Source organism: Enterobacter sp. ENT02, from assembly GCF_019219165.1.
Lineage (GTDB): Bacteria > Pseudomonadota > Gammaproteobacteria > Enterobacterales > Enterobacteriaceae > Enterobacter > Enterobacter mori.
On the sequence record NZ_JAHUWD010000006.1, the window covers coordinates 157,961 to 181,152 of the forward strand.

Annotated in this window: 23 protein-coding genes; 17 read left to right on the forward strand and 6 right to left on the reverse strand. The window is 56.2% G+C overall.

Features of this window, described 5'->3' with window-relative positions:
- Positions 1 to 190: 190 nt before the first annotated feature.
- Positions 191 to 751 carry an ADP compounds hydrolase NudE gene (gene nudE, locus KW829_RS17775; RefSeq protein ID WP_218308738.1) on the forward strand — a complete coding sequence of 187 codons (561 nt, stop codon included), beginning with the start codon at positions 191 to 193 and terminating at the stop codon, positions 749 to 751.
- Positions 752 to 830: 79 nt separating this feature from the next.
- On the opposite strand, the gene mrcA is transcribed toward nudE, so the two are convergent.
- On the reverse strand, positions 831 to 3,383 hold the full coding sequence (gene mrcA / locus KW829_RS17780; RefSeq protein WP_089598563.1) for a peptidoglycan glycosyltransferase/peptidoglycan DD-transpeptidase MrcA: 2,553 nt from the start codon (positions 3,381 to 3,383) through the stop codon (positions 831 to 833).
- Between the two features lie 120 nt (positions 3,384 to 3,503).
- Between mrcA and KW829_RS17785 the strand changes: the two genes are divergently transcribed.
- The 12 genes from KW829_RS17785 to trpS all read left to right on the forward strand — a co-directional run bounded on the left by KW829_RS17785 (position 3,504) and on the right by trpS (position 13,454).
- Entirely contained in the window at positions 3,504 to 4,280 is a 777-nt protein-coding gene (locus KW829_RS17785; protein ID WP_218308739.1) for a DNA utilization protein HofM, read from the forward strand.
- Positions 4,277 to 4,771 (forward strand): PilN domain-containing protein, encoded by a 495-nt coding sequence (locus tag KW829_RS17790; protein WP_120159451.1) that lies wholly within the window; start codon positions 4,277 to 4,279, stop codon positions 4,769 to 4,771. The genes KW829_RS17785 and KW829_RS17790 overlap by 4 nt, the downstream gene beginning before the upstream one ends.
- 3 nt (positions 4,772 to 4,774) lie before the next feature.
- Entirely contained in the window at positions 4,775 to 5,236 is a 462-nt protein-coding gene (locus KW829_RS22955; protein ID WP_371317578.1) for a DNA utilization protein HofO, read from the forward strand.
- Complete coding sequence (locus KW829_RS17800; RefSeq protein WP_218308740.1) at positions 5,226 to 5,630, forward strand: HofP DNA utilization family protein; 405 nt, start codon at positions 5,226 to 5,228, stop codon at positions 5,628 to 5,630. Before KW829_RS22955 ends, KW829_RS17800 begins: the two co-directional genes overlap by 11 nt.
- A complete protein-coding gene (gene hofQ / locus KW829_RS17805) occupies positions 5,542 to 6,759 on the forward strand; it encodes a DNA uptake porin HofQ (RefSeq protein WP_172701520.1) in 1,218 nt (405 codons plus the stop codon). Before KW829_RS17800 ends, hofQ begins: the two co-directional genes overlap by 89 nt.
- A 286-nt stretch (positions 6,760 to 7,045) precedes the next feature.
- Positions 7,046 to 7,567 carry a shikimate kinase AroK gene (aroK, locus tag KW829_RS17810; protein ID WP_010436374.1) on the forward strand — a complete coding sequence of 174 codons (522 nt, stop codon included), beginning with the start codon at positions 7,046 to 7,048 and terminating at the stop codon, positions 7,565 to 7,567.
- Between the two features lie 57 nt (positions 7,568 to 7,624).
- Positions 7,625 to 8,713: a 3-dehydroquinate synthase gene (aroB, locus tag KW829_RS17815; protein WP_042715390.1), complete on the forward strand. Its 1,089-nt coding sequence runs from the start codon at positions 7,625 to 7,627 to the stop codon at positions 8,711 to 8,713.
- 92 nt (positions 8,714 to 8,805) lie between these two features.
- Positions 8,806 to 10,104, forward strand: a complete 1,299-nt coding sequence (gene damX, locus KW829_RS17820; RefSeq protein WP_214606148.1) for a cell division protein DamX — start codon at positions 8,806 to 8,808, stop codon at positions 10,102 to 10,104.
- A gap of 67 nt (positions 10,105 to 10,171) precedes the next feature.
- The gene (gene dam, locus KW829_RS17825) at positions 10,172 to 10,984 is read left to right on the forward strand and encodes an adenine-specific DNA-methyltransferase (RefSeq protein WP_042715393.1); all 813 of its coding nucleotides are present in this window, start codon (positions 10,172 to 10,174) and stop codon (positions 10,982 to 10,984) included.
- Between the two features lie 41 nt (positions 10,985 to 11,025).
- Entirely contained in the window at positions 11,026 to 11,703 is a 678-nt protein-coding gene (gene rpe / locus KW829_RS17830) for a ribulose-phosphate 3-epimerase (protein ID WP_010436362.1), read from the forward strand.
- Positions 11,696 to 12,457, forward strand: a complete 762-nt coding sequence (gene gph / locus KW829_RS17835; protein WP_218308741.1) for a phosphoglycolate phosphatase — start codon at positions 11,696 to 11,698, stop codon at positions 12,455 to 12,457. The genes rpe and gph overlap by 8 nt, the downstream gene beginning before the upstream one ends.
- A complete protein-coding gene (trpS, locus tag KW829_RS17840; protein WP_010436358.1) occupies positions 12,450 to 13,454 on the forward strand; it encodes a tryptophan--tRNA ligase in 1,005 nt (334 codons plus the stop codon). Before gph ends, trpS begins: the two co-directional genes overlap by 8 nt.
- A gap of 143 nt (positions 13,455 to 13,597) precedes the next feature.
- On the opposite strand, the gene KW829_RS17845 is transcribed toward trpS, so the two are convergent.
- The 4 genes from KW829_RS17845 to nirB form a co-directional block, all read right to left on the reverse strand.
- Complete coding sequence (locus KW829_RS17845) at positions 13,598 to 13,768, reverse strand: YhfL family protein (RefSeq protein WP_008503029.1); 171 nt, start codon at positions 13,766 to 13,768, stop codon at positions 13,598 to 13,600.
- A gap of 142 nt (positions 13,769 to 13,910) precedes the next feature.
- Complete coding sequence (cysG, locus tag KW829_RS17850) at positions 13,911 to 15,284, reverse strand: siroheme synthase CysG (protein ID WP_172701518.1); 1,374 nt, start codon at positions 15,282 to 15,284, stop codon at positions 13,911 to 13,913.
- Positions 15,285 to 15,419: 135 nt separating this feature from the next.
- Positions 15,420 to 15,746, reverse strand: a complete 327-nt coding sequence (gene nirD, locus KW829_RS17855; protein ID WP_218308742.1) for a nitrite reductase small subunit NirD — start codon at positions 15,744 to 15,746, stop codon at positions 15,420 to 15,422.
- On the reverse strand, positions 15,743 to 18,286 hold the full coding sequence (nirB, locus tag KW829_RS17860) for a nitrite reductase large subunit NirB (protein ID WP_089598573.1): 2,544 nt from the start codon (positions 18,284 to 18,286) through the stop codon (positions 15,743 to 15,745). The genes nirD and nirB overlap by 4 nt, the downstream gene beginning before the upstream one ends.
- 239 nt (positions 18,287 to 18,525) lie before the next feature.
- Between nirB and KW829_RS17865 the strand changes: the two genes are divergently transcribed.
- Positions 18,526 to 19,842, forward strand: coding sequence for a cytosine deaminase (locus KW829_RS17865; RefSeq protein WP_089598574.1), 1,317 nt, complete (start codon positions 18,526 to 18,528; stop codon positions 19,840 to 19,842).
- A 3-nt stretch (positions 19,843 to 19,845) separates the two neighbouring features.
- On the opposite strand, the gene tsgA is transcribed toward KW829_RS17865, so the two are convergent.
- Entirely contained in the window at positions 19,846 to 21,030 is a 1,185-nt protein-coding gene (tsgA, locus tag KW829_RS17870) for an MFS transporter TsgA (RefSeq protein WP_218308743.1), read from the reverse strand.
- A gap of 278 nt (positions 21,031 to 21,308) precedes the next feature.
- On the opposite strand from tsgA, the gene ppiA reads away from it, so the two are divergent.
- The 3 genes from ppiA to pabA all read left to right on the forward strand — a co-directional run bounded on the left by ppiA (position 21,309) and on the right by pabA (position 23,166).
- The gene (gene ppiA, locus KW829_RS17875) at positions 21,309 to 21,881 is read left to right on the forward strand and encodes a peptidylprolyl isomerase A (protein WP_010436347.1); all 573 of its coding nucleotides are present in this window, start codon (positions 21,309 to 21,311) and stop codon (positions 21,879 to 21,881) included.
- Between the two features lie 106 nt (positions 21,882 to 21,987).
- The gene (locus tag KW829_RS17880) at positions 21,988 to 22,572 is read left to right on the forward strand and encodes a putative adenosine monophosphate-protein transferase Fic (protein WP_218308744.1); all 585 of its coding nucleotides are present in this window, start codon (positions 21,988 to 21,990) and stop codon (positions 22,570 to 22,572) included.
- 30 nt (positions 22,573 to 22,602) lie between these two features.
- The gene (pabA, locus tag KW829_RS17885; protein ID WP_089598576.1) at positions 22,603 to 23,166 is read left to right on the forward strand and encodes an aminodeoxychorismate synthase component 2; all 564 of its coding nucleotides are present in this window, start codon (positions 22,603 to 22,605) and stop codon (positions 23,164 to 23,166) included.
- The last annotated feature ends 26 nt before the right edge of the window (positions 23,167 to 23,192 follow it).

The window sequence follows — 23,192 nt, forward strand, 5'->3', positions numbered from 1 at the left end:
TAATAGCAAAGCCTGTGATGGCGCGATATCAGCAAATTCCTGGAAACATTTCAACCTCTTGACATTTGTTTTGAATTAAGGATTGATTCCAGTTACGTTGCACAAATGTAAATAAAGTACAATTGACATTGCCCAAACCGTGCGGCATATCGCACAATAACGCCAGTTCACACAGCAAAGACCCGTCAAGATGAGCAAACCACTACAAAAACCCACCATTCTGAGCGTTGAAACCGTCGCTAAATCGCGCCTGTTTAATGTGGAAAGTGTGGACCTGGAGTTCAGCAACGGTGTGCGTCGCGTTTACGAACGTATGCGCCCCTCTTCGCGTGAAGCAGTGATGATTGTCCCCATCGTTGACGATCACCTGATCTTGATCCGTGAATACGCGGTAGGAACTGAATCTTACGAACTTGGATTCTCCAAGGGACTGATCGATCCTGGCGAGACGGTTTTCGAAGCCGCCAATCGTGAACTGAAAGAAGAGGTCGGTTTTGGCGCGAATGAGCTGTCGTTCCTGAAAAAACTGAGCATGGCACCGTCCTATTTTTCCAGCAAAATGAATATCGTGGTGGCGGAAGATCTCTATCCAGAATCGCTGGAAGGAGACGAGCCGGAGCCGCTGCCGCAGGTTCGCTGGCCGCTGGCGCATCTGATGGATTTACTGGAAGATCCGGACTTTAACGAAGCGCGTAACGTGAGCGCCCTATTCCTGGTACGCGAGTGGTTGAAAGGGCTGGGGCGACTGTAGGCCATAAAAAAGCCGGGTGGCAGCTTCGCCTTACCCGGCCTACAATTCTTTGCCCGGTTTTTACCGGGCATTTTTATGCTTAAAACAACTCGTGCGTTTCGCCGTTATCGATAATTTCTGTTCCCACCTCATGCACCGCCTGCCTGGTTGGCTGCGTGCCTTCGATGAAATACTCTTCACGGCTATTTCCGCCATTGGCGAGCTGCCCGGTGTTGCGGTCAATGTTGACCGTCACAATGCCCGGCGGAGGCGTTAGCGGCTGCTCAGGCACGCCTTCCAGAACGGATTTCATGTACGCATCCCACGCCGGTTGCGCACTCTTCGCGCCGCCTTCGTAACCAGAGATCTGATCTTTAATCGCGCCGGAGGCGGTGGTACGACCCAAATCGCGGCGGTGATCGTCAAAGCCGATCCAGACAGAAGTGACCACACCCGGCCCGTAACCGGAGAACCACGCATCTTTCGAGCTGTTGGTGGTTCCCGTTTTCCCGCCGATGTCGCGGCGCTGCAGATCACGTCCGGCACGCCAGCCGGTGCCTTGCCAGCCCGGTTCACCAAAGATATTGGTATTCAGCGCGCTCTTAATCAGGAACGACAGCGGTGTGTTGATTACGTGCGGGGCATACTCCTGCGCACCGGTCTGGGCAACTAGGGCCTGGTTAGCCTGCTCCAGCTGAGGCTGTGGTACCGCTGAGTTCTGCTGTTCCTGAGAAATGGCGACATCTTCCATGTCTTTGTTTTCAAGTACGTTAGACTTCTGCGTATCGCCGTAAATGACCGGAATATCGCACTCTGCACAGGCGATTTTTGGTTTCGCCTCGAACAGCACGCCGCCCTGGTCGTTCTCAATTTTACTGATGAAGTACGGATCGATCAGGAACCCGCCGTTCGTCATTACCGCATAACCGCGCGCGACCTGAAGCGGCGTAAAGGACGCGGAGCCCAGCGCCAGCGATTCGGTATGGACGATATTCTGCGCCGGGAAGCCGAAGCGCTGCAGATACTCTGCCGCATAGTCAACGCCCATGGCGCGCATGGCGCGAACCATCACCACGTTTTTCGACTGCCCCAGACCCTGACGAAGACGGATTGGGCCCGCATATTGCGGTGGAGAGTTTTTCGGCTGCCAGTCAGAACCCGCACCGGCATCCCAGCGCGAAATCGGTACGTCGTTGAGAATACTGGCGAGCGTCAGCCCTTTATCCATCGCGGCGGTGTAGAGGAACGGCTTGATGTTAGAGCCAACCTGACGCAGCGCCTGAGTGGCACGGTTAAATTTGCTCTGGTTGAAATCAAACCCGCCGACCAGCGCCATCACCGCACCGTTTTGCGGATTAATGGAGACGAGCGCGGAGTTCACGTCTGGCACCTGTGCCAGCCACCACGTATCGCCCACCTGGCGAACCCAGATTTGCTGACCCGTCTGCACCGCGTCCGTCACTTTGCGCGGCGTTGGGCCTTGCAGCGTGTCAGAGCGGTACGGACGGGCCCAGCGGATCCCGTCCATTCGCAGCGAGACGGAGGTGCCGTCTGCCAGCAGTGCGACGGCCTCCTGCGGATCGGCCTGTGTGACAACGGCTGGCAGCAGCGGGCCATAGGTTGGAAGTGTTTTCAGCGAGTCGGTGATTTTCTTGCTGTCCCATGCGCTTTCGCCCACTTTCCACAACACGTTCGACGGGCCGCGGTAGCCGTGGCGCATGTCGTAATCCATCACGTTGTTACGCACGGCCTGCTGTGCCGCCTGCTGAACTTTGCGGGTTACTGTGGTGTATACGCGATAGCCGTCTTCATAGGCCTTCTCGCCATAACGGCTCACCATCTCCTGACGAACCATCTCGGTGAGATACGGTGAGGAGAAGGCGATTTCCGGCGCATGGTAGTTGGCGTCGATAACATCGCTGCGTGCCTGGTCGTACTCGGTCTGGCTGATGTAGCCTTCGCTCAGCATACGCGACAGCACCACGTTACGACGCGCAGTCGCACGGTCCATGGAGTAGAGCGGGTTGAACGTGGATGGCGCTTTCGGCAGACCGGCGATGGTCGCCATTTCGCTCAGCGTGAGTTGTTCTACTGGCTTACCGAAGTACACCTGCGCCGCAGCGCCAACGCCATAGGCGCGGTAACCGAGATAGATTTTGTTGAGGTAAAGCTCAAGGATCTCGTCTTTACTCAGCAGCTGCTCGATGCGGATCGCGAGGAACACCTCTTTGATCTTACGCGTCAGCGTCTTTTCAGGGCTGAGGAAGAAGTTACGCGCCAGCTGCTGCGTAATGGTACTGGCCCCCTGAGAGGCATGACCGGAGAACAACGCAATGCTGGCGGCGCGGAAAATCCCCACCGGATCGACGCCGTGGTGCTCGTAAAAACGGCTGTCCTCGGTGGCGATAAAAGCGTTCACCATCACGGGAGGAATTTGCTTTAAGGTCAGCGGGATACGGCGTTTTTCGCCATATTGCGCCATAAGCTCGCCATCGGCGCTATAGACCTGCATTGGGATCTGGAGTCGCACATCACGAAGCGTGGCGACATCAGGTAGCTGCGGCTCAATATATTTGTACAAACCATAAATCGAGCCTGCTCCCAGCAGAATGCAACAGACTGCAAGGATCAATAAATACTTTACGAACTTCACCGGAGATTTCCCATCTGGTTTCACTTGGGCAGTTTCTAAACAATCGCGCGGTAGTATAAAGGCAAGCCTGATTCATTGATATAGCCGTCACTCTGACGGGCGATAAGGAGATCGTGAAGTATGGCTTTCAAAACCTGGCAAACGGGCATTCATATTCAACAAGATAGGGTGCTCATTGTAGCGCTGACCAAAGAGAAGCCTGGGTGGCGTTTACGGCGCTGGTGGGCTGTTTCCCTGGCAGACGGGATTATCCGCGACGGGAAAATTCTCAAGCCAGAACATCTGGTTGCCGCGTTACGCGACTGGCGGCGGGCGTTGCCCCATTACCACCGGGTATTCCTCTCATTTCCCGCTGCGCGCACGTTACAACGCTCGCTGCCGCGCCCGTCCATGGCCCTTCGTGACAGCGAGCAGGTTTCCTGGGTGGGTTCCACGCTGTCCCGGGAGCTGGAGATGTCCACAGACGGGCTGTGCTTTGACTATGTGGAGGACACGTTCAGCAACACATTTCATGTTACGGCGGCGCAAAACAACGAAGTCGATGCCCTTTTGTTGTTGGCAAAAACGCTGCGCTTGCGGTTAGCGGCTATCACGCCGGATGCAGGCGCGTTAGGGAATCTCCTTCCTGCCATTGCCCCTGCTCAGTGCGTCGCCTGGCGGGATCGGCACCAGTGGCTGTGGGCGATGCGCCACCAGTGGGGACGGCGCTACGCCACAGAAGCGAAAGATGTCACCGAGCTGGCGGCCCTGCTTGCGCTCTCTTTTGATGACATCGTTCAGTTCGATGCCACACGTGACCCCTGGAAACTGCTGGTCAGTTGCCAGCCTCCCTTACCCGAGCGCGGTGCTGATTTTACCGTCGCGCTGGCGTTGGCCATGAGTGAGGTGCCTGAATGAGCACGGCGAATTTTTTACCGTGGCGACAGCAGCGCCGGATGCGCTGCCTGCGCTTCTGGGGCGTGCTGTTTATCGCTTCATTGCTGGTGACGCTGACCCTCGGGCTTGGCCTGCGGATGAATCATGACGTGAAGCTGCGTGGGCTACAGAGTGAACTGGCGGGAATCAACGCGGTGCAGCAAATACTGAAAACACGTCAGCGCCCCTCTGCACCCCCAGCAACGACTGAGGTGGAATCTCGTCCCGTCGCATGGCAACCGGCACTGGAGTCACTCTCTGCCGTGATGCCAGCGCAAGCCTGGCTTTCAGCGTTACGTTATCAACCGCCTGTGCTTACGGTGAGCGGGTATGCCTCCGCCCTCCCGGCGCTTGCGGCCATGACGGATGCGCTGAAACAGGTGGCAGGGTTTAGCTTCGGGTCTGCTGGTGAACTGCAGCAGGATAGCCAGGGCCGCTGGGTGTTCACTTTTCAGCTTAAGCGCCGGGGGTAGGCCGTGGAACAACGTCTGCAACGCTGGGTAGAAATCCGCTCTTCTGTGCGGGTGATCTGCTGGTGCGTGGTGTCCGGGGTTATTGCCATAGCCGTATGGGGGCTTCTGGTCCGGCCCGTTGGGGTGAAGTGTGCAGAACTCGAGGCGTTATCCATTCGCGCCAGGCAATTGAATGCCGCGTTGTGGCCCGGGGCCGGACGGCAACCCGTGGCGCCAGCCCGGCGCGAGATGCCGCCCGTTCAGCCCTTCTCGCCGCTGGATTTTCATGACAAGAGAACCGCACTGGTGCACTGGAAACCGCAGACGAACGGCGGGGAACTGGTGCTGGATACGCTATGGTCAGATGTCCCTGCGCTGTTTTCCCGTCTGGCGCAGCAGGCGGTGAGCATCAGCGCATTTAACCTTGCCCCTGAAGGCACAACGCTACGCCTGAGCCTGCAGCTGGAGAGCGATCATGCGCAGTAAGGTGCGCTACCTGATTCTCTTTTCGCTGCTGTTTCTGACTGGAATGCGCGATCCCTTCCAGCCTCCGGAGGATAGCTGTGCGGTTGGGCAGCTCGCCCAGTGGCGATATCAGGGAATGGTGGGTGGCAGCATGGAAACCGGCATTTTGCGCGACGGGCAACAGCGCTGGCACCGCGTGAAAAAGGATGAACGTTTACCGCCAGGCTGGCGGGTGAGCAAGATGGATCAACAACAGCTGACCGTGGATGTCGGTGACCTGTGTGAACCGACGCAATGGACATGGCAACGAGAAGGAACGCATAAAAGTGACGTTAAGGATACTGCTGTTACTGCTGGCGATCAGCCAGCCCCTGTGGGCCGCCGCGCCAAAACCCGTCACCCTCGTGGTGGATGATGTCCCTGTCGTACAGGTGCTGCAGGCGCTGGTGGCGCAGGAGAACCGTAATCTGGTGGTATCGCCGGATGTGACGGGCTCGCTTTCGTTGAATTTAACGCGCGTGCCCTGGCGACAGGCGCTGCAGACGGTGGTGACCAGTGCCGGGCTGGTCCTTCAGGAAGATGGCGGCATCTTTTATGTCCATACTGCCGCCTGGCAGCGCGAGCAGCAGGCACGGCGGTTGCTTGAGGCACCGCTCGTCTCACATAGCATTCCGTTCACCTGGGCGGATGCCGGAGACGTGCAAAAAAACGCCGAAAGGCTCCTGAGCCCGAAGGGCAGTTTATCCGTCGATAAGCGCACAAATCGACTGTGGGTGCGGGATAATCAGAGCGTCGTGGACGTGCTAAAGCGTTGGGCGGAGCAGATGGACCTGCCCGTTGAGCAAGTGGAGCTTTCGGCCCATATCGTCACCATTAACGAAAAAAGCCTGCGTGAACTGGGGGTGAAATGGAATCTCGCAGAGGCTACAGAGGCCGGTAAAGTGGGGCAGGTCACGACGCTCGGGGCAGATCTGTCGGTCGCCAGTGCGACCACGCACGTCGGGTTTAACATTGGGCGCATCAACGGCAGGCTGCTGGATCTGGAACTGTCGGCTCTGGAGCAAAAACAGCAGGTGGATATTATCGCCAGTCCACGGCTGTTGGCGTCCCATATGCAACCGGCCAGCATCAAGCAGGGCAGCGAAATTCCGTATCAGGTCTCCAGCGGCGAGAGCGGCGCGACCTCCGTGGAATTTAAAGAGGCCGTGCTTGGGATGGAGGTCACGCCGGTGGTGCTGCCGGGAGGGCGCGTGCGTCTGAAGCTTCACATCAGCGAAAACATGCCGGGCCAGGTGCTTCAGCAGGCCGATGGCGAAACGCTGGCAATTGATAAGCAAGAGATAGAAACGCAGGTGGAGGTAAAAAGCGGAGAAACGCTGGCGCTGGGCGGCATTTTCTCGCAAAAGAATAAAACCGGGAGTGATAGCGTGCCGGGGCTGGGGAAAATCCCCTGGATTGGGCAACTGTTCCGTCACGACGGTAAAGATAACGAGCGGCGCGAGCTGGTGGTGTTTATTACGCCACGCCTGGTCGATATTCATTAACGGGTAACGATCCCCGCAATGATTTTGCATTCAGTTTGTTGCAGATGTTTGACGTGGGGCATGAATTAGCATACAAGGAGTACCGATTTGAGTTGGACTTACGTCTTATTACCTTATGCGTCTGGTGCGGTGATTTAATCAGTTGCCAAACAAGCCGGAGTATTGAGATAATTTTTAGTCTGACTCTCGCTCTATTGCATATGAGGTTTCAGTTCATGTCCTGCTACGCTGGGTGTCTGCGAAGCGGGGATTACCATTAACGAATAGTCTTAGTAGTACCGAAAAAATGGCAGAGAAACGCAATATCTTTCTGGTTGGGCCTATGGGTGCCGGCAAAAGCACTATTGGGCGTCAGTTAGCTCAACAACTCAATATGGAATTTTACGATTCTGATCAAGAGATTGAGAAACGAACCGGAGCGGATGTGGGCTGGGTCTTCGATGTAGAAGGCGAAGAAGGTTTCCGTGACCGAGAAGAAAAAGTGATCAACGAACTCACGGAAAAACAGGGCATTGTGCTGGCAACTGGCGGCGGCTCTGTTAAATCTCGCGAAACCCGCAACCGTCTCTCCGCCCGTGGTGTAGTGGTCTATCTTGAGACAACTATCGAAAAACAACTGGCACGTACGCAGCGCGATAAAAAGCGCCCGCTGCTGCAGGTTGAAACGCCACCACGTGAAGTTCTGGAAGCCCTGGCAGGCGAACGCAATCCTCTGTACGAAGAGATTGCTGATGTGACCATTCGTACTGACGATCAGAGCGCTAAAGTGGTTGCAAACCAGATTATTCATATGCTGGAAAGCAACTGATTCTGGCTTTATATACACTCGCCTGCGGGTAAAAGCATTTAAGGTGGATGTCGCGTCATGGAGAGGATTACAGTTACTCTCGGGGAACGTAGTTACCCTATCACCATCGCGGCTGGTTTGTTTAACGACCCAGCTTCCTTCTTACCACTGAAAGCGGGTGATCAGGCGATGCTGGTCACCAATGAGACACTGGCTCCGCTTTATCTTGACCGCGTGCGCCACCTGCTTGAGCAGGCGGGCGTGAAGGTCGACAGTGTGATTCTGCCCGATGGCGAGCAGTATAAAAGCCTGACGGTGCTTGATACCGTCTTTACCGCACTTCTGCAAAAACCGCACGGTCGCGATACGACACTGCTCGCCCTCGGCGGCGGTGTTGTAGGCGATCTTACAGGCTTTGCTGCCGCCAGCTATCAACGTGGCGTGCGCTTTATTCAGATCCCAACGACCTTGCTGTCACAGGTCGACTCTTCTGTTGGTGGCAAAACCGCCGTCAACCATCCGCTCGGTAAAAACATGATTGGCGCGTTCTACCAGCCGGCATCGGTGGTGGTGGATCTCGACTGTCTGAAAACCTTACCTGAGCGTGAGCTGGCGTCTGGTCTTGCAGAAGTGATCAAATACGGCATTATTCTTGACGGTGAGTTCTTCACCTGGCTGGAAGAGAATATGGATGCCCTGCTGCGCCTTGACGGGCCAGCGTTGGCGTACTGTATTCGTCGTTGTTGTGAGCTGAAAGCAGAAGTCGTTGCAGCAGACGAGCGCGAAACGGGCTTACGTGCTTTACTGAATCTGGGGCATACGTTTGGTCACGCGATCGAAGCGGAAATGGGCTACGGCAACTGGCTTCATGGCGAAGCGGTCGCGGCCGGTATGGTCATGGCTGCGCGTGCGTCTGAGCGCCTGGGTCAGTTCAAACCGGAAGAGACAGCGCGCATTATTGCGCTGCTTGAACGTGCCGGGTTACCAGTGACAGGGCCGCAGGAGATGTCTGCGCAGGCGTATCTACCCCACATGATGCGCGATAAAAAAGTATTGGCAGGTGAGATGCGTTTGGTACTCCCGCTTGCAATAGGGAAGAGTGAAATGCGCGGCGGAGTGCCGCACGATGTCGTTCTTGGCGCTATCGCTGATTGTCAGCAGGCGTAACAACTAGAAAGGTCAGGCCACTGTTACCGGTGGTCGTTTAGCTTCAGGTGAAATGCAAAGTCGTTGGCATAAGCCTTTGAGTGGGGTGTTAAATGGATGAATTCAAACCAGAAGACGAGCTGAAACCCGATCCCAGCGATCGTCGTACTGGTCGTTCTCGTCAATCTTCAGAACGTGATAACGAGCCGCAGATCAACTTTGACGATGTTGATCTGGATGCAGACGATCGTCGCCCTTCACGCAGCCGTAACGCGCGTGATGAGCGAGAAGAAGAGGATTATGAGTCCGAAGAAGATTCAATGGACGAAGAGCCTGTAGAGCGTCGCCCGCGTAAACGTAAAAAAGCGGTAGCGGCGAAACCGGCTTCCCGCCAGTACATCATGATGGGGCTGGGCGTTCTGGTACTGCTGCTGCTGATTGTCGGCATTGGTTCCGCGCTGAAAGCACCCTCAACGAATTCAGCCGATCAGACGGCTTCTACCGAGAAGAGCATCAACCTGTCAGGTAACGATGCGACCGACCAGGCAAACGGTGCGCAGCCTGCACCGGGTACCACGTCTGCAGAGCAGACTGCGGGTAATACAACGACTCCGCAGGATGTGTCTTTGCCGCCAGTCTCTTCTACCCCGACCGAAGGGCAGGCACCTGCTACGCCAGAGGGCCAGCAGCGTGTAGAGGTTCAGGGCGATCTGAACAACGCACTGACGCAGCCTCAGAACCAGGATCAGATGAACAACGTGGTGGTCAACTCTACGCTGCCAACTGAACCTGCAACCGTCGCGCCGATTCGCGGTAGCAATGCACAATCGCAAGCAACGGCAACCGCGCCGACAACGGAAACCAAACCGCGCCAGACGCAGACTGCACCGCGTCAGGAACGTAAACAGGCCGTGATTGAGCCGAAGCGTGAAAGCAAGCCGCAGACTGTGGCTAAAGCGCCTGAAGTGAAAGCGCCAGCGCAGACCAAACCTGCAGTGAGCGAGCCGGTGAAAGCGCCAGCGGCAACAGCAGCGCCAAAAGCGACAGCAACCACAACGGCACCTGCAGCGACGGCAGCACCAACTGCAACGGCAACCACTTCCAGCGCAGCAGCAGGTAAAACGGCAGGCAACGTGGGTTCTCTGAAATCTGCGCCATCCAGCAATTACACCCTGCAGCTGAGCAGTTCGTCTAACTATGACAATCTCAACGGTTGGGCGAAGAAATCAAATCTGAAAAACTACGTTGTTTATCAGACGACCCGCAACGGGCAGCCGTGGTATGTGCTGGTGAGCGGTGTGTATGCTTCTAAAGATGAAGCGAAACGCGCCGTTGCAACGCTGCCCGCTGATGTCCAGGCGAAGAACCCGTGGGCGAAGCCGATTCATCAGGTGCAGGCCGATCTGAAGTAATGTTTAAAGCGCAGGATGCTGTCGGAGCTTTCTCCACAGCCGGAGAAGGTGTAATCAGTTAGTCAGCATGAAAAAAAATCGCGCTTTTCTGAAATGGGCAGGGGGGAAATACCCCCTGCTCGACGATATTAAAAAGCACCTGCCGAAAGGCGAGTGTCTTATCGAGCCCTTCGTGGGCGCTGGATCGGTATTCCTGAATACCGATTTTTCTCGTTATATCCTGGCGGATATCAACAGCGACCTTATCAGCCTCTATAACATTGTTAAGCTGCGTACCGATGAGTATGTGGAAGAGGCGCGGAAGCTGTTTACCCCTGAGAACAACCATCCTGACGTTTACTACCAGTTCCGCACTGAGTTTAATCAGAGCCAGGATCCGTTCCGTCGTGCACTGTTGTTCCTCTACCTCAACCGCCATGGCTACAACGGCCTGTGCCGGTATAACCTGCGCGGTGAATTTAACGTGCCGTTTGGTCGCTACAAGCGTCCTTACTTCCCGCAGGATGAGTTGTACCACTTTGCTGAAAAAGCGCAGAATGCAGAATTCCACTGTCTCTCCTATGAGGAGTGCATGGAGCTGGCTGGCGTAAACTCGGTCGTCTACTGCGACCCGCCTTACGCCCCGCTCTCTGCGACGGCGAATTTTACCGCTTATCACACCAATAGCTTCAGCCCTGCCGAGCAGGCGCGTCTGGCGGAGATGGCGGAAAAGCTGGTCAGCAAAAGAATTCCGGTGTTAATTTCGAATCACGATACCCCTGATACGCGCGAATGGTACAAAGCCGCGAAGCATTTTCAGGTCAAGGTGCGGCGTAGCATTAGCAGCAACGGCGGCACACGTAAAAAGGTGGACGAACTCCTGGCTCTTTATCGCCCCTGAGCCGTTTTGCCCGCCGGTAAATACATTTCAAGGAGATGCGGATGAAACAGTTTTTGATTGCTCCCTCAATTCTGTCGGCCGATTTTGCCCGCCTGGGTGAAGACACCGCCAACGCACTGGCGGCTGGCGCGGATGTCGTCCATTTTGACGTTATGGATAACCACTACGTTCCCAATCTGACCATCGGTCCTATGGTGCTCAAGGCGCTGCGTAGCTACGGTATTACCGCACCGATTGACGTGCACCTGATGGTTAAACCGGTTGATCGCATCGTGCCTGATTTCGCCGCTGCGGGCGCCAGTATCATCACTTTCCACCCGGAAGCCTCCGAACATGTTGACCGCACGCTGCAGCTGATCAAAGAGAACGGCTGTAAAGCGGGCCTGGTCTTTAACCCGGCTACGCCGCTGAGCTATCTCGACTACGTGATGGATAAGCTGGACGTGATCCTGCTGATGTCCGTTAACCCGGGCTTTGGCGGCCAGTCGTTCATTCCTCAGACGCTCGATAAACTGCGTGAAGTGCGCCGTCGTATTGACGAGTCAGGTTACGATATTCGTCTGGAAGTGGATGGTGGCGTGAAAGTAAATAACATTGGTGAAATTGCGGCTGCGGGCGCGGATATGTTCGTTGCAGGCTCAGCGATTTTCGACCAACCGGATTACAAAAAAGTCATTGATGAAATGCGCCGTGAACTGGCGAAGGTAAGTCATGGATAAATTGCAGGCAACCCGGGGTATCGCATTTGACCTCGACGGCACGCTGGTCGACAGCGCGCCTGGCTTAACGAGCGCCGTCGATCAGGCGCTGTATGCTCTCGAATTACCCGTTGCGGGCGAAGAGCGCGTGGTGACGTGGATTGGCAACGGCGCAGATGTGCTGATGGATCGCGCCCTGACCTGGGCTCGTCAGGAACGCGCATCGCAGCGTGCTGCGCAGGGTAAACCGAGCGTCGATCACGCCGACATTCCTAAAGATGAGCAGCTGCGTATTCTGCGTAAACTGTTCGATCGTTTCTACGAAGAGACCGTTGAAGAGGGCAGCTTCCTGTTCCCGGATGTAGAACAAACGCTGAGCGCACTTCACGCCAAAGGCATCCCGCTGGGTCTGGTGACGAACAAGCCGACGCCGTTTGTCGCACCGCTTCTGGAAGCGCTGGATATCGCGAAGTATTTCTCCGTGATTGTGGGCGGCGACGACGTGCAGAACAAAAAGCCGCACCCGGAACCGCTTCTGCTGGTGGCAGGAAAATTATCCTTAACGCCTGCGGAGCTGCTCTTTGTCGGTGATTCCCGTAATGATATTCTGGCTGCCAGAGCGGCAGGCTGTCCTTCCGTGGGATTAACCTATGGCTACAACTACGGTGAGGCCATCACGTTGAGTGAGCCGGATGTCGTGTTCGACCACTTCAAAGATTTGTTGCCCGCACTCGGGCTTTCGCACAGTGAACATCAGGAATTGAAAAATGACTAAGCCCATCGTTTTTAGTGGCGCACAGCCGTCAGGTGAATTGACCATTGGTAACTACATGGGTGCGTTACGTCAGTGGGTCAGCATGCAGGATGACTACCATTGCATTTACTGCATCGTCGACCTGCATGCGATTACCGCGCGTCAGGATCCTGAGAAGCTGCGCAAAGCCACGCTGGATACCCTGGCTTTATATCTGGCCTGCGGTATCGATCCAGAGAAGAGCACCATCTTCGTTCAGTCTCACGTGCCAGAGCACGCACAGCTGGGCTGGGCGCTGAACTGCTACACCTATTTCGGCGAGCTGAGCCGCATGACCCAGTTCAAGGATAAATCCGCGCGCTACTCTGAAAACATCAACGCCGGTCTGTTTGACTATCCGGTGCTGATGGCGGCTGACATCCTGCTGTATCAAACCAACCAGGTGCCGGTGGGTGAAGACCAGAAGCAGCACCTTGAGCTGAGCCGTGATATCGCCCAGCGCTTCAACGCGATTTACGGCGATGTGTTTAAAGTGCCAGAGCCGTTCATTCCAAAATCCGGTGCGCGCGTGATGTCGCTGCTGGAGCCGACCAAGAAGATGTCCAAGTCAGATGATAACCGCAACAACGTTATCGGCCTGCTGGAAGACCCGAAATCGGTGGTTAAAAAGCTCAAGCGTGCTGTGACCGATTCCGACGAGCCGCCTGTTGTGCGCTACGACGTGCAGAACAAAGCGGGCGTCTCCAACCTGCTGGATATTCTCTCCGGTGTCACCGGCCAGAGCATTCCTGAGCTGGAGCAGCACTTCGAAGGCAAAATGTACGGTCACCTGAAAGGTGAAGTGGCAGACGCCGTTTCCGGCATGCTGACCGAGCTTCAGGAGCGCTACAACCGCTATCGCAACGACGAAGCCTTCCTGCAGAAGGTGATGAAAGACGGCGCGGAAAAAGCCAGCGCGCGCGCGTCCGAAACCCTGAAAGCGGTGTACGAAGCAATTGGGTTTGTGGCGAAACCTTAGGTAAAAGCAAAACGGTAACCACGTTACCGTTTTTAGGGTTTATTCCCACTCCCTGTGGGAGAGGGCCAGGGTGAGGGCATCAGGCCGCACCACCAAAACTAAAAAACCGGGAAATCCCCGGTTTTTTTACGCCTGAAAATCGCTTACTGCTGCGCCGCCGGGCCGCAGCCACCGATGATCTTCGAAATGGAGATCGCCGGGTGCAGCAGGTAATCGTAGCTGCAGTTATTTTTGGTGTTTTGCACGTGACCGGTGCAGGCGGTCAGAGTCGATAACAGGCCAACCAGAACGGCGGCTTTTGCCAGTTTGAACATACGCATTCCTTGTCTTGAAACTTAAATTGGATGTAACACGAGGGAATAAATGGAAAAGTTCCATTTCAGGGCGGTATGTTATCGACAGCGGTAACAGGGGAGTAGTCCGGTTAAGGACTACTCGAAGTAGGGCGGATATGCGTTAGTGATTAGAGAACCAGTTGAGTTTTTCGCGCAGTTCAACCACACGGCCAACAATAATCAGCGCCGGACTCTCTACCTGCTGCGCCAGTTCACCAAGCTGCGTCAGCACACCATCCACCACGCGCTGCGTAATGGCGGTACCGTTTTCTACCAGCGCGACGGGCATATCAGCCTCCATGCCGTGTTCCAGCAGTTTCGCCTGAATAGTCGCGGCCTGGTTAAGCCCCATATAGAACACCAGCGTCTGCTTTTCGGCAGCCAGGTTGTGCCAGTCCAGCTCGCTGCCGGTTTTCAGGTGCCCCGTCACCAGACGCACGCTCTGGGCGTAATCACGGTGGGTCAGCGGAATGCCAGAGTAGGCTGAACACCCGGACGCCGCCGTAATGCCCGGCACGACAGAGAACGGAATGCCCGCGTTACACAGGGTTTCCAGCTCTTCGCCGCCGCGGCCAAAGATAAACGGATCGCCGCCCTTAAGGCGCACCACACGCTTACCTTTTTGCGCTTCACGCAGCAGGATCTGGTTGATCTCCTCCTGGGGCACGCAGTGGTAGCCCGCGCGTTTGCCGACGAACACGCGGTCGGCGTCGCGGCGCACCAGATTCATGATGTCATCGGAGACCAGGCGATCGTAAACCACGATATCGGCCTGCTGGATCTGCTGTAGCCCTTTCAGCGTCAGCAAACCTGCATCGCCGGGACCTGCGCCCACCAGCACCACTTCACCGCGGTGATCCAGCGGTTCGCTTAGCAGCTGTTCGGTCGTCTCTTCAACGGCTTTCGCGTCCTGATTCGCCAGAGACTGTGCCAGCCTGTCGTTAACAAAGAATTTCTCCCAGAAGCGGCGACGCTCGCCCACGGTGGAGAAAGTTTGCTTCACGCGGGTACGAAGCTGCCCGGCGTAATGGGCTATCTGACCAAGATGCTGGGGCAGCACGGCCTCCAGCTTTTCCCGCAGCAGGCGGGCGAGAACCGGCGAGCGACCGCCGGATGACACTGCGATCATCAGCGGCGAACGGTCGATAATCGACGGCATGATGAAGCTGGCCTCTTTCGGCGCATCCACCACGTTACAGAAGATACGTCGCGCTTCGCAGGCGTCACTGACGCGCTGGTTCACTTCATCGTTATCCGTCGCAGCGATGGTCAGCCAGCAGGTATCCAGTAGGGATTCATTAAACTCACCCTGTTCCAGCGTGAGCATCCCTTCCTGAGCCCAGACCTCAAACTGTGGGGCGAAGTCGAGGGCGTTGACGGTGAGTCGGGCGCCAGCCTCTAACAGCAGGCGCGCTTTGCGTTCAGCCACGTCGCCGCCGCCCACGAGCAGGCAGTCGCGGTTGCGTAATTGACAAAAAATCGGCAGGTGATCCACGACGTTACCTCGCAGCATTCATGGAGGGGGTAATAATTGACGTCAGGATAACAGCAGGAATCGCACAGAACATACGGTTTTTCCTGCCGTTACCCATAAGGGGTCATAAGCTTTTCGTATTGAAAAGGCGGGGGATTAGCCTTTCAGCTGCACCTTGCCGTCCTTCACGCGGGCGTCGTAGTGCTTCACGGAGACACTTTCATCTTCCATGCAGCGTCCGTCAGTTAAGCTGAAGCGCTGCTTTTTCAGCGGGCTGGCAACCCACAGTTCACCCTGATGCTCGGCAATCAATCCACGGGAGAGCACGCTGGCCTCGAAGAACGGGTCAATATTGCTGATGGCATAAACCTGTTCATCGTGGCGAGGGCGGAAAATCGCGACCTGCTCGCTGCCCAGCAGCGCACATACGCCGGAGGCGGGGATAATGTCGTTAATATCGCAAATGTTTATCCACTGGCTCATGCGTTTTCCTCCACCAGCGTCACTGGGATGCGTTCATATGGCGTTGCCGGGCGATGCTGTTCACGCTCCGGCACTACCTGCACGTTCGGGTCGCGCTGGGTGCTGTTGATAAAGTGTTTGAAGCGCGTCTGCGCCGCAGGCGTGTTCACGGTTTCAGTCCACTCGCAGATTACCGCCTCGCGCAGGCGAGCCATTTCGGCTTCCAGCTGTTCGTTCAGGCCCAGCTTATCGTCGATGATGACGGACTTCAGGTAGTCGATGCCGCCTTCCAGGTTATCCAGCCAGGAAGCGGTACGGGTCAGCTTATCGGCGGTGCGGATGTAGAACATCATGAAGCGGTCGAGATACTGAATCAGCGTGTCGCGGTCAAGATCCGCGGCCAGCAGGTCCGCGTGGCGTGGCTTCATCCCGCCGTTGCCGCAGACGTACAGGTTCCAGCCTTTCTCGGTGGCGATGATCCCCACGTCTTTACCCTGCGCTTCCGCACATTCACGGGTACAGCCGGAGACGCCAAACTTCATTTTGTGCGGGGTGCGGATGCCTTTGTAGCGGTTCTCCAGCTCCACGCCGAAGCCCACGCTGTCGCCCACGCCGTAGCGGCACCAGGTGCTGCCCACGCAGGTTTTCGCCATACGCAGCGCTTTGGCATACGCGTGGCCAGTTTCAAAGCCCGCTTCAATCAGCTGACGCCAGATTTCCGGCAGGTCGTCCTTCTGCGCACCAAACAGGCCGATACGCTGGGAGCCGGTGATTTTGGTGTACAGGTTAAATTCACGGGCGATACGGCCCACGGCCACCAGCCCTTCTGGCGTGATTTCGCCACCGGCGGAACGTGGGATAACGGAATAGGTCCCGTCTTTCTGGATGTTCGCCAGGAAGTTGTCGTTAGTGTCCTGCAGCGGCGTGTGTTCCGGCTTGAGCACGTACTCGTTCCAGCAGGAGGCCAGCAGGGAGCCGACGGTCGGTTTACACACTTCACAGCCGTAGCCCTGGCCATGCTTCGCCAGCAGTTCGTCGAAGGACTTGATGCCTTCCACGCGGATCAGGTGGTACAGCTCCTGGCGAGAATACGCGAAGTGCTCGCACAGGTTGTTGTTCACTTCGATGCCTTGTTTCGCCAGCTCGGCGTTCAGCACCTGAGTGACCAGCGGAATACAGCCGCCGCAGCCGGTACCGGCTTTGGTTTCCGCTTTCAGCGCCGCCACGGTGTGGCAGCCCTTATTGATGGCGGAAATCAGCATGCCTTTGGTGACGTCGAAGCAGGAGCAAATCTGCGCGCTGTCGGGCAGTTTATCCACCCCGATAGACGGCTTGCCGCTGGAGGCATGCGCCGGGAGGATCAGTGCGTCCGGGTTCTCCGGCAGCTCGATGGCGTTCAGCACCAGCTGGAGCAGGTTACCGAAGTCGCTGGTATCGCCCACCAGTACCGCTCCGAGCAGGGTTTTGTTGTCCTGGCTGACGATGAGGCGTTTGTAGACTTCTTTGCTTTCGTCGAGGTAGACGTAGCTGCGGGAGTTCGGGGTACGACCGTGCGCATCGCCAATACCGCCTACGTCCACACCCAGCAGCTTCAGCTTGGCGCTCATGTCTGCGCCGGTAAACGCGTTTTCGGTGCCGAGAATGTGGTCAACGGCGACCTGCGCCATTTTGTAACCCGGCGCGACCAGACCGTAAACGCGGTTGTTCCAGCTGGCGCATTCGCCGATGGCGTAGATATCCGGATCGGAGGTTTGGCAGGCATCGTTAATCATGATCCCGCCGCGCTGCGCCACGGCAAGGCCGCACTGGGTCGCCAGCTTGTCGCGCGGACGAATACCGGTGGAAAAGACGATAAAGTCCACTTCCAGCTCGCTGCCGTCGGCAAAGCGCATGGTTTTGCGCGCCTCTGTGCCTTCCTGCACGATCTCTTTGGTGTTCTTGCTGGTGTGAACCTTCACGCCCATGCTTTCGATTTTACGGCGCAACTGGTCACCACCCATGTGGTCCAGCTGTTCGGCCATCAGCATCGGGGCAAATTCGATAACGTGGGTTTCAACGCCGAGGTTTTTGAGCGCGCCAGCCGCTTCCAGACCCAGCAGGCCGCCGCCGACCACCGCGCCGCGTTTGCTTCGACGGGCGCAGGATTCGATGGCGTTGAGGTCTTCAATGGTACGATAAACGAAGCAATCCTGCGTTTCCGAGCCTTTGATAGGCGGGATCCACGGATAGGAGCCCGTCGCCATGATCAGCTTGTCGTAAAAAACCGTACGCCCGGCGCTGGAGTGGATCACTTTTTCCTGACGGTTGATGGTGATAGCGCGTTCGCCCACCAGCACTTTTACGCCATGCTTCTCGTAGAAACCTTCACGCACCAGAGAGAGCTCTTCGGCGGTATGATGGGAGAAGTAGGAAGACAAGTGCACGCGGTCGTACGCCTTGCGGGGTTCTTCACAGAACACGGTAATATCGAAACGGTCGGCGTCGGCTTTATCGAGAAGATCCTCAATAAAGCGGTGGCCGACCATGCCGTTACCGATGATAGCGAGTCTGACTTTGCTCATTTTTGCCTCGATTTCTTTTCTATTACTGCCTACCTTAACGATTCAGCAGGGGCACTTATTGATGCAAATCAAATACGCCTTCACCTACCCACAAGGTGGTATATGACTGATTTGTCAGGATTTTTATAAGTTATGGAATTTGCTGGCTTTTCGTATTCGTCGATTTTGTGTACAAAATAGAGTGCGTTTTTTGAAAATGCGTACTCCTAAATATCAGCCGTGTTTTTCGGGAGAAAGGTATGTCTACAACACCGCTTTGGCTTGTCCAGAATGTTCGCTTACCGGGTCGGGAAGGGCTGTGGCAAATCGCCATCGAGAACGGTCGTTTTGGTGATATCACACCAATGGATGATACCCATGCCGAAAGTTACGAAATCCTGAATGCGCGCGGCGGGCTTGCGATCCCGCCGTTTATCGAGCCGCATATTCATCTCGATACCACCCAGACGGCGGGGGAGCCAAACTGGAACCAGTCCGGCACTCTGTTCGAAGGTATCGAGCGCTGGGCCGAGCGCAAGGCGCTGCTCAGCCATGAGGATGTGAAAGCGCGCGCCTGGAAAACGCTGAAGTGGCAAATCGCCAACGGCATCCAGTTTGTCCGCACCCATGTGGATGTCTCTGATCCGACGCTCACCGCCCTGAAGGCGATGCTGGAGGTGAAGCAGGAGGTCGCGCCGTGGGTGACGCTGCAAATCGTCGCATTCCCGCAGGAGGGGATCCTCTCCTATCCGAACGGCGCGGCGCTGCTGGAAGAGGCGTTAACGCTGGGGGCCGACGTGGTGGGGGCGATCCCGCACTTCGAGTTCACCCGTGAGTATGGCGTCCAGTCGCTGCATATCGCTTTTGATCTGGCGAAGAAATATGACCGCCCGCTGGATATTCACTGCGACGAAATTGACGACGAACAGTCGCGGTTTGTCGAGACGGTGGCGACGCTGGCATATGAAGCAGGCATCGGTCCGCGCGTGACGGCCAGCCATACTACCGCCATGCACTCCTACAACGGCGCGTACACCTCGCGGCTCTTCCGCCTGCTGAAAATGTCAGGGATTAACTTCGTCGCTAACCCGCTGGTGAACATCCACCTGCAGGGGCGCTTTGATGACTACCCGAAACGCCGCGGCATCACCCGAGTGAAAGAGCTGCAGGACGCGGGCATTAACGTCTGCTTTGGTCACGATGATGTGTTTGACCCGTGGTATCCGCTCGGGACTGGCAATATGCTGCAGGTACTGCATATGGGACTGCACGTCTGTCAGATGATGGGCTATCCGCAAATCGACAACGGCCTGAACCTGATCACCCATAACAGCGCCCGGACCTTTGGCCTGAGCGATTACGGCATTGAAACGGGAAACCCGGCGAATCTGATTATTCTGCCTGCGGAGAGCGGGTTTGAAGCGGTACGCTGTCAGGTGCCGGTGCGCTGGTCGATTCGTCAGGGACGCGTGATTGCCACGACGCAGCTGGCGCAGACGTGGATCCAGATGGATGTCGGGGGAGAAGAGGTGAGCTTTGCCAGAAACAGCCCCTCTGCCGAGCGCAAAGGGGCGTAGACGTTAGTGAGACGCCGCTGCGACGTTGTGCTGGCGGTGGCGGGTCACGAAGCCCAGGATGAAGCACATGATGAACACCACGGCATACAGACCGTTCGCGGTGTGCAGCGCCGCCAGCGGACCGCTGTGGGCGACAATCGGACCCGTCACCACGAAGGTTAGCATGGTGCCGATGGTACCGCAGGTCAGGACGAAGTTAACCAGCTTCGGCGAGGCCACTTTGGTCTGCAGAGAGCCCAGGGTAATGATCGAGGTGTAGATTGCGCTTGAGAAGAAGCCCAGGGTCAGAATGAACCACGGCATATGCTCCGGCGAACCGTTGATGAACAGATACATAAGCACGGTTGCCAGGCCCGCCAGCACGGTCAAAATGCGCTGCAGGTCGAAGAAGCGCAGGATGAAGCTAAACGCCCACATGCCGAACATGTAAGACATCCAGAAATCGCTCACCAGCTTACCCGCGTCGTTCAGGCTCATGCCCAGGCCTTTCGCATACTCCGGTACCCAGGAGATAAAGCCCAGCTGGCCCAGGATGTAGCACAGGGCGGCAATGGAGAGGAACAGCACGCCGATGCCCCATTTCTCTTTCGCGACAGGTTCTGCGGTAGTCTGCGCTTTTTTGCCCAGCACCGGGAACTCACAGCCGAAGGTCAGAATAAAGATTGCCACGTAGACCAGGCCGATGCAGGCATAAACCCAGTACCACTCAATGCTGCGGGCCAGCAGAACGGCGGCGACCATCGGGAAGATCATTCCGGCCATGCTGAAGAAAGAGTCGGTAAACAGCAGTCGCGCGCCGCGCTGACGGCCTTCATACATATGGGTAATCAGAAAGGTCCCGATCGACATGGTGATACCGCTGACCAGACCGAGCACGAACATGGCGGCGGAGAACAGCGCGATGCTGTGGCTCAGCATCAGGCCCGCCACGGCGGCGACCATCAGCACAAAACCAAAGCGCAGCTGGGTTTTCAGTGGCACAATTTCCATCAGCCAGGCATTCAGGAAGATAGAGATCAGGATCCCCGCGTTGAGGAAGGTAAAGGTGTTACTCATGCTGGAAACGGGCAGCTGGAAGTAGTCTGCGATATTTCCCATCACCATCCCGGTGACGATCACCAACGCGCCGGTCAGGGCGTAGGAGAAGAAGCTGATCCATGTGAGCTTGATGCGATTGCTGTTAGTCATGTCTGGCCTGTTCAGAAAAAGAAAAGCGCCGGGAAGGCGCTGAGAGCGGGCAGATTTTAGACTCGAAAGTGATCTAATTAAATCTTTTCAGAAAATATTGATCACATTTGCATATTTTTGTGTGATGCAGATCACGTAAAATGGCGCCATTACCAATCGTTTGCGCGGTAACAACTGTTTCAATTTCGTAAAATTAGGTAAAAGGCTGGTCTCCGTTCATACTGCTCTTTAGAATCAAGCCATTCGCTTTTTATACTGCGCTTTGTTAAGGAATTCTCATGCTCAAATCAACACTGGCGGCTGTTGCAGCTGTGTTTGCTCTTTCTGCCGTTTCCCCTGCTGCGCTGGCAGCCAAGGGTGACCCTCACGTCCTGCTGACCACCTCTGCCGGGAATATTGAGCTGGAACTGAACAGCCAGAAAGCCCCTGTTTCTGTGAAAAACTTCCTCGACTACGTGAACAGTGGGTTCTACAACAACACCACTTTCCACCGCGTGATCCCGGGCTTTATGGTGCAGGGCGGCGGTTTCAACGAGCAGATGCAGCAGAAGCAGCCCAACCCGCCGATTAAAAACGAAGCGGACAACGGCCTGCTGAACAAGCGCGGCACTATCTCCATGGCGCGTACCGCAGATAAAGACAGCGCGACCAGCCAGTTCTTCCTCAACGTGGCGGATAACGCCTTCCTTGACCACGGCCAGCGCGACTTTGGCTATGCCGTCTTCGGTAAAATCGTGAAAGGGATGGACGTGGCCGACAAGATTTCTCAGGTGCCTACTCACGACGTCGGCCCGTATCAGAATGTCCCGTCAAAACCGATCGTTATCCTTTCCGCAAAAGTTCTGCCGTAACTCTTCTGAACGCGGGTTTCTTCTGCCCGCGTTATGTAGCCCTCCCTGCGAAAGCGCGTTTTGCTGCTTATACTTGTGGCAAACGGACTATTCAGGGAGGCGTTAAGTGAAAAAACTCACCGACAAGCAAAAATCCCGTCTCTGGGAACAGCAGCGTAGCGTCAATTTGCAGGCCAGTTGTCTCCTTGAAAAAGGTCATGGTCCTTCAGCGCCCCACATCGAAACGCTGGAGCTTGGGCCATCCGCGCCCGGGTTGCCCCATCTGTGCCTGATTCACCGCCATCTGTATCACAGCGAGTTGAAACGGGCAGGCGAATTCCGTACCGACGATATTTTTAAGGGTGACATTCCCTTCTGCCATTTCGAGTACATCGAGAAGATGGGCAACGAGCTGATGGCGGCGCTTGAAAGTGAAAAGTATCTTGTGGGTCTTGAGAGGGCGGCTTTTGTTGACAAAGTTAGTCATTACTACTGTGAAATCAATATGTTGCATCCTTTTATGCACGGCAACGGCATTGCCCAACGCGTCTTCTTCGAGCAGCTGGCGCTCCACGCGGGTTACGCGCTGGACTGGCGGGATATCGATCCCGAGCAGTGGGTGGCGGCTAACCGAAGCGGCGCGATGGGCGATTTGACCGCGCTGAGTGCTATCTTTGCCAAAGTAGTGAGCGAAGCACGGGAATCTGAGTAGAATAGGGCGGCATTTTTTTCGGGAGCCGCCATGATTCTGCTGATTGATAACTACGATTCCTTCACCTGGAACCTTTACCAGTATTTTTGTGAACTGGGTGCAGAGGTGGTTGTCCGCCGTAATGATGACCTCACCCTGGCCGATATCGACACGCTGGCCCCGCAGAAAATCGTGATTTCGCCGGGGCCGTGTACGCCCTCGGAATCAGGCATTTCTCTGGATGTTATCCGCCACTATGCAGGTAAACTGCCGATTCTGGGCGTCTGCCTGGGCCATCAGGCTATTGCCCAGGCGTTTGGTGCCACCATCGTGCGCGCTGCGAAAGTGATGCACGGGAAAACCTCTCCGGTCACCCACACCGGCACGGGCGTATTCGCAGGGTTAAATAATCCGTTAACCGTGACGCGCTACCATTCTCTGGTCATTGACCCGCCGACGCTACCCGCCTGCTTTGAGGTCACCGCCTGGAGCGAGACGCAGGAGATCATGGGTATCCGTCACCGCGAGTGGGATCTCGAAGGCGTGCAATTCCATCCGGAAAGCATCCTCAGCGAGCAGGGACACGCGCTGCTGGCAAATTTCCTCAATCGCTGAATATCTGTTGCCTTGCTGTGATTTTT

Coding starts and splice junctions, on each gene's coding strand:
- pabA (WP_089598576.1), top strand. CDS start 22,603: ATGATTCTGCTGATTGATAACTACGATTCCTTCACCTGGAACCTTTAC.
- KW829_RS17845 (WP_008503029.1), bottom strand. CDS start 13,768: ATGTTCAAACTGGCAAAAGCCGCCGTTCTGGTTGGCCTGTTATCGACT.
- aroB (WP_042715390.1), top strand. CDS start 7,625: ATGGAGAGGATTACAGTTACTCTCGGGGAACGTAGTTACCCTATCACC.
- dam (WP_042715393.1), top strand. CDS start 10,172: ATGAAAAAAAATCGCGCTTTTCTGAAATGGGCAGGGGGGAAATACCCC.
- rpe (WP_010436362.1), top strand. CDS start 11,026: ATGAAACAGTTTTTGATTGCTCCCTCAATTCTGTCGGCCGATTTTGCC.
- damX (WP_214606148.1), top strand. CDS start 8,806: ATGGATGAATTCAAACCAGAAGACGAGCTGAAACCCGATCCCAGCGAT.
- gph (WP_218308741.1), top strand. CDS start 11,696: ATGGATAAATTGCAGGCAACCCGGGGTATCGCATTTGACCTCGACGGC.
- KW829_RS17865 (WP_089598574.1), top strand. CDS start 18,526: ATGTCTACAACACCGCTTTGGCTTGTCCAGAATGTTCGCTTACCGGGT.
- KW829_RS17785 (WP_218308739.1), top strand. CDS start 3,504: ATGGCTTTCAAAACCTGGCAAACGGGCATTCATATTCAACAAGATAGG.
- nirD (WP_218308742.1), bottom strand. CDS start 15,746: ATGAGCCAGTGGATAAACATTTGCGATATTAACGACATTATCCCCGCC.
- tsgA (WP_218308743.1), bottom strand. CDS start 21,030: ATGACTAACAGCAATCGCATCAAGCTCACATGGATCAGCTTCTTCTCC.
- nudE (WP_218308738.1), top strand. CDS start 191: ATGAGCAAACCACTACAAAAACCCACCATTCTGAGCGTTGAAACCGTC.
- KW829_RS17800 (WP_218308740.1), top strand. CDS start 5,226: ATGCGCAGTAAGGTGCGCTACCTGATTCTCTTTTCGCTGCTGTTTCTG.
- ppiA (WP_010436347.1), top strand. CDS start 21,309: ATGCTCAAATCAACACTGGCGGCTGTTGCAGCTGTGTTTGCTCTTTCT.
- KW829_RS17790 (WP_120159451.1), top strand. CDS start 4,277: ATGAGCACGGCGAATTTTTTACCGTGGCGACAGCAGCGCCGGATGCGC.
- nirB (WP_089598573.1), bottom strand. CDS start 18,286: ATGAGCAAAGTCAGACTCGCTATCATCGGTAACGGCATGGTCGGCCAC.
- trpS (WP_010436358.1), top strand. CDS start 12,450: ATGACTAAGCCCATCGTTTTTAGTGGCGCACAGCCGTCAGGTGAATTG.
- aroK (WP_010436374.1), top strand. CDS start 7,046: ATGGCAGAGAAACGCAATATCTTTCTGGTTGGGCCTATGGGTGCCGGC.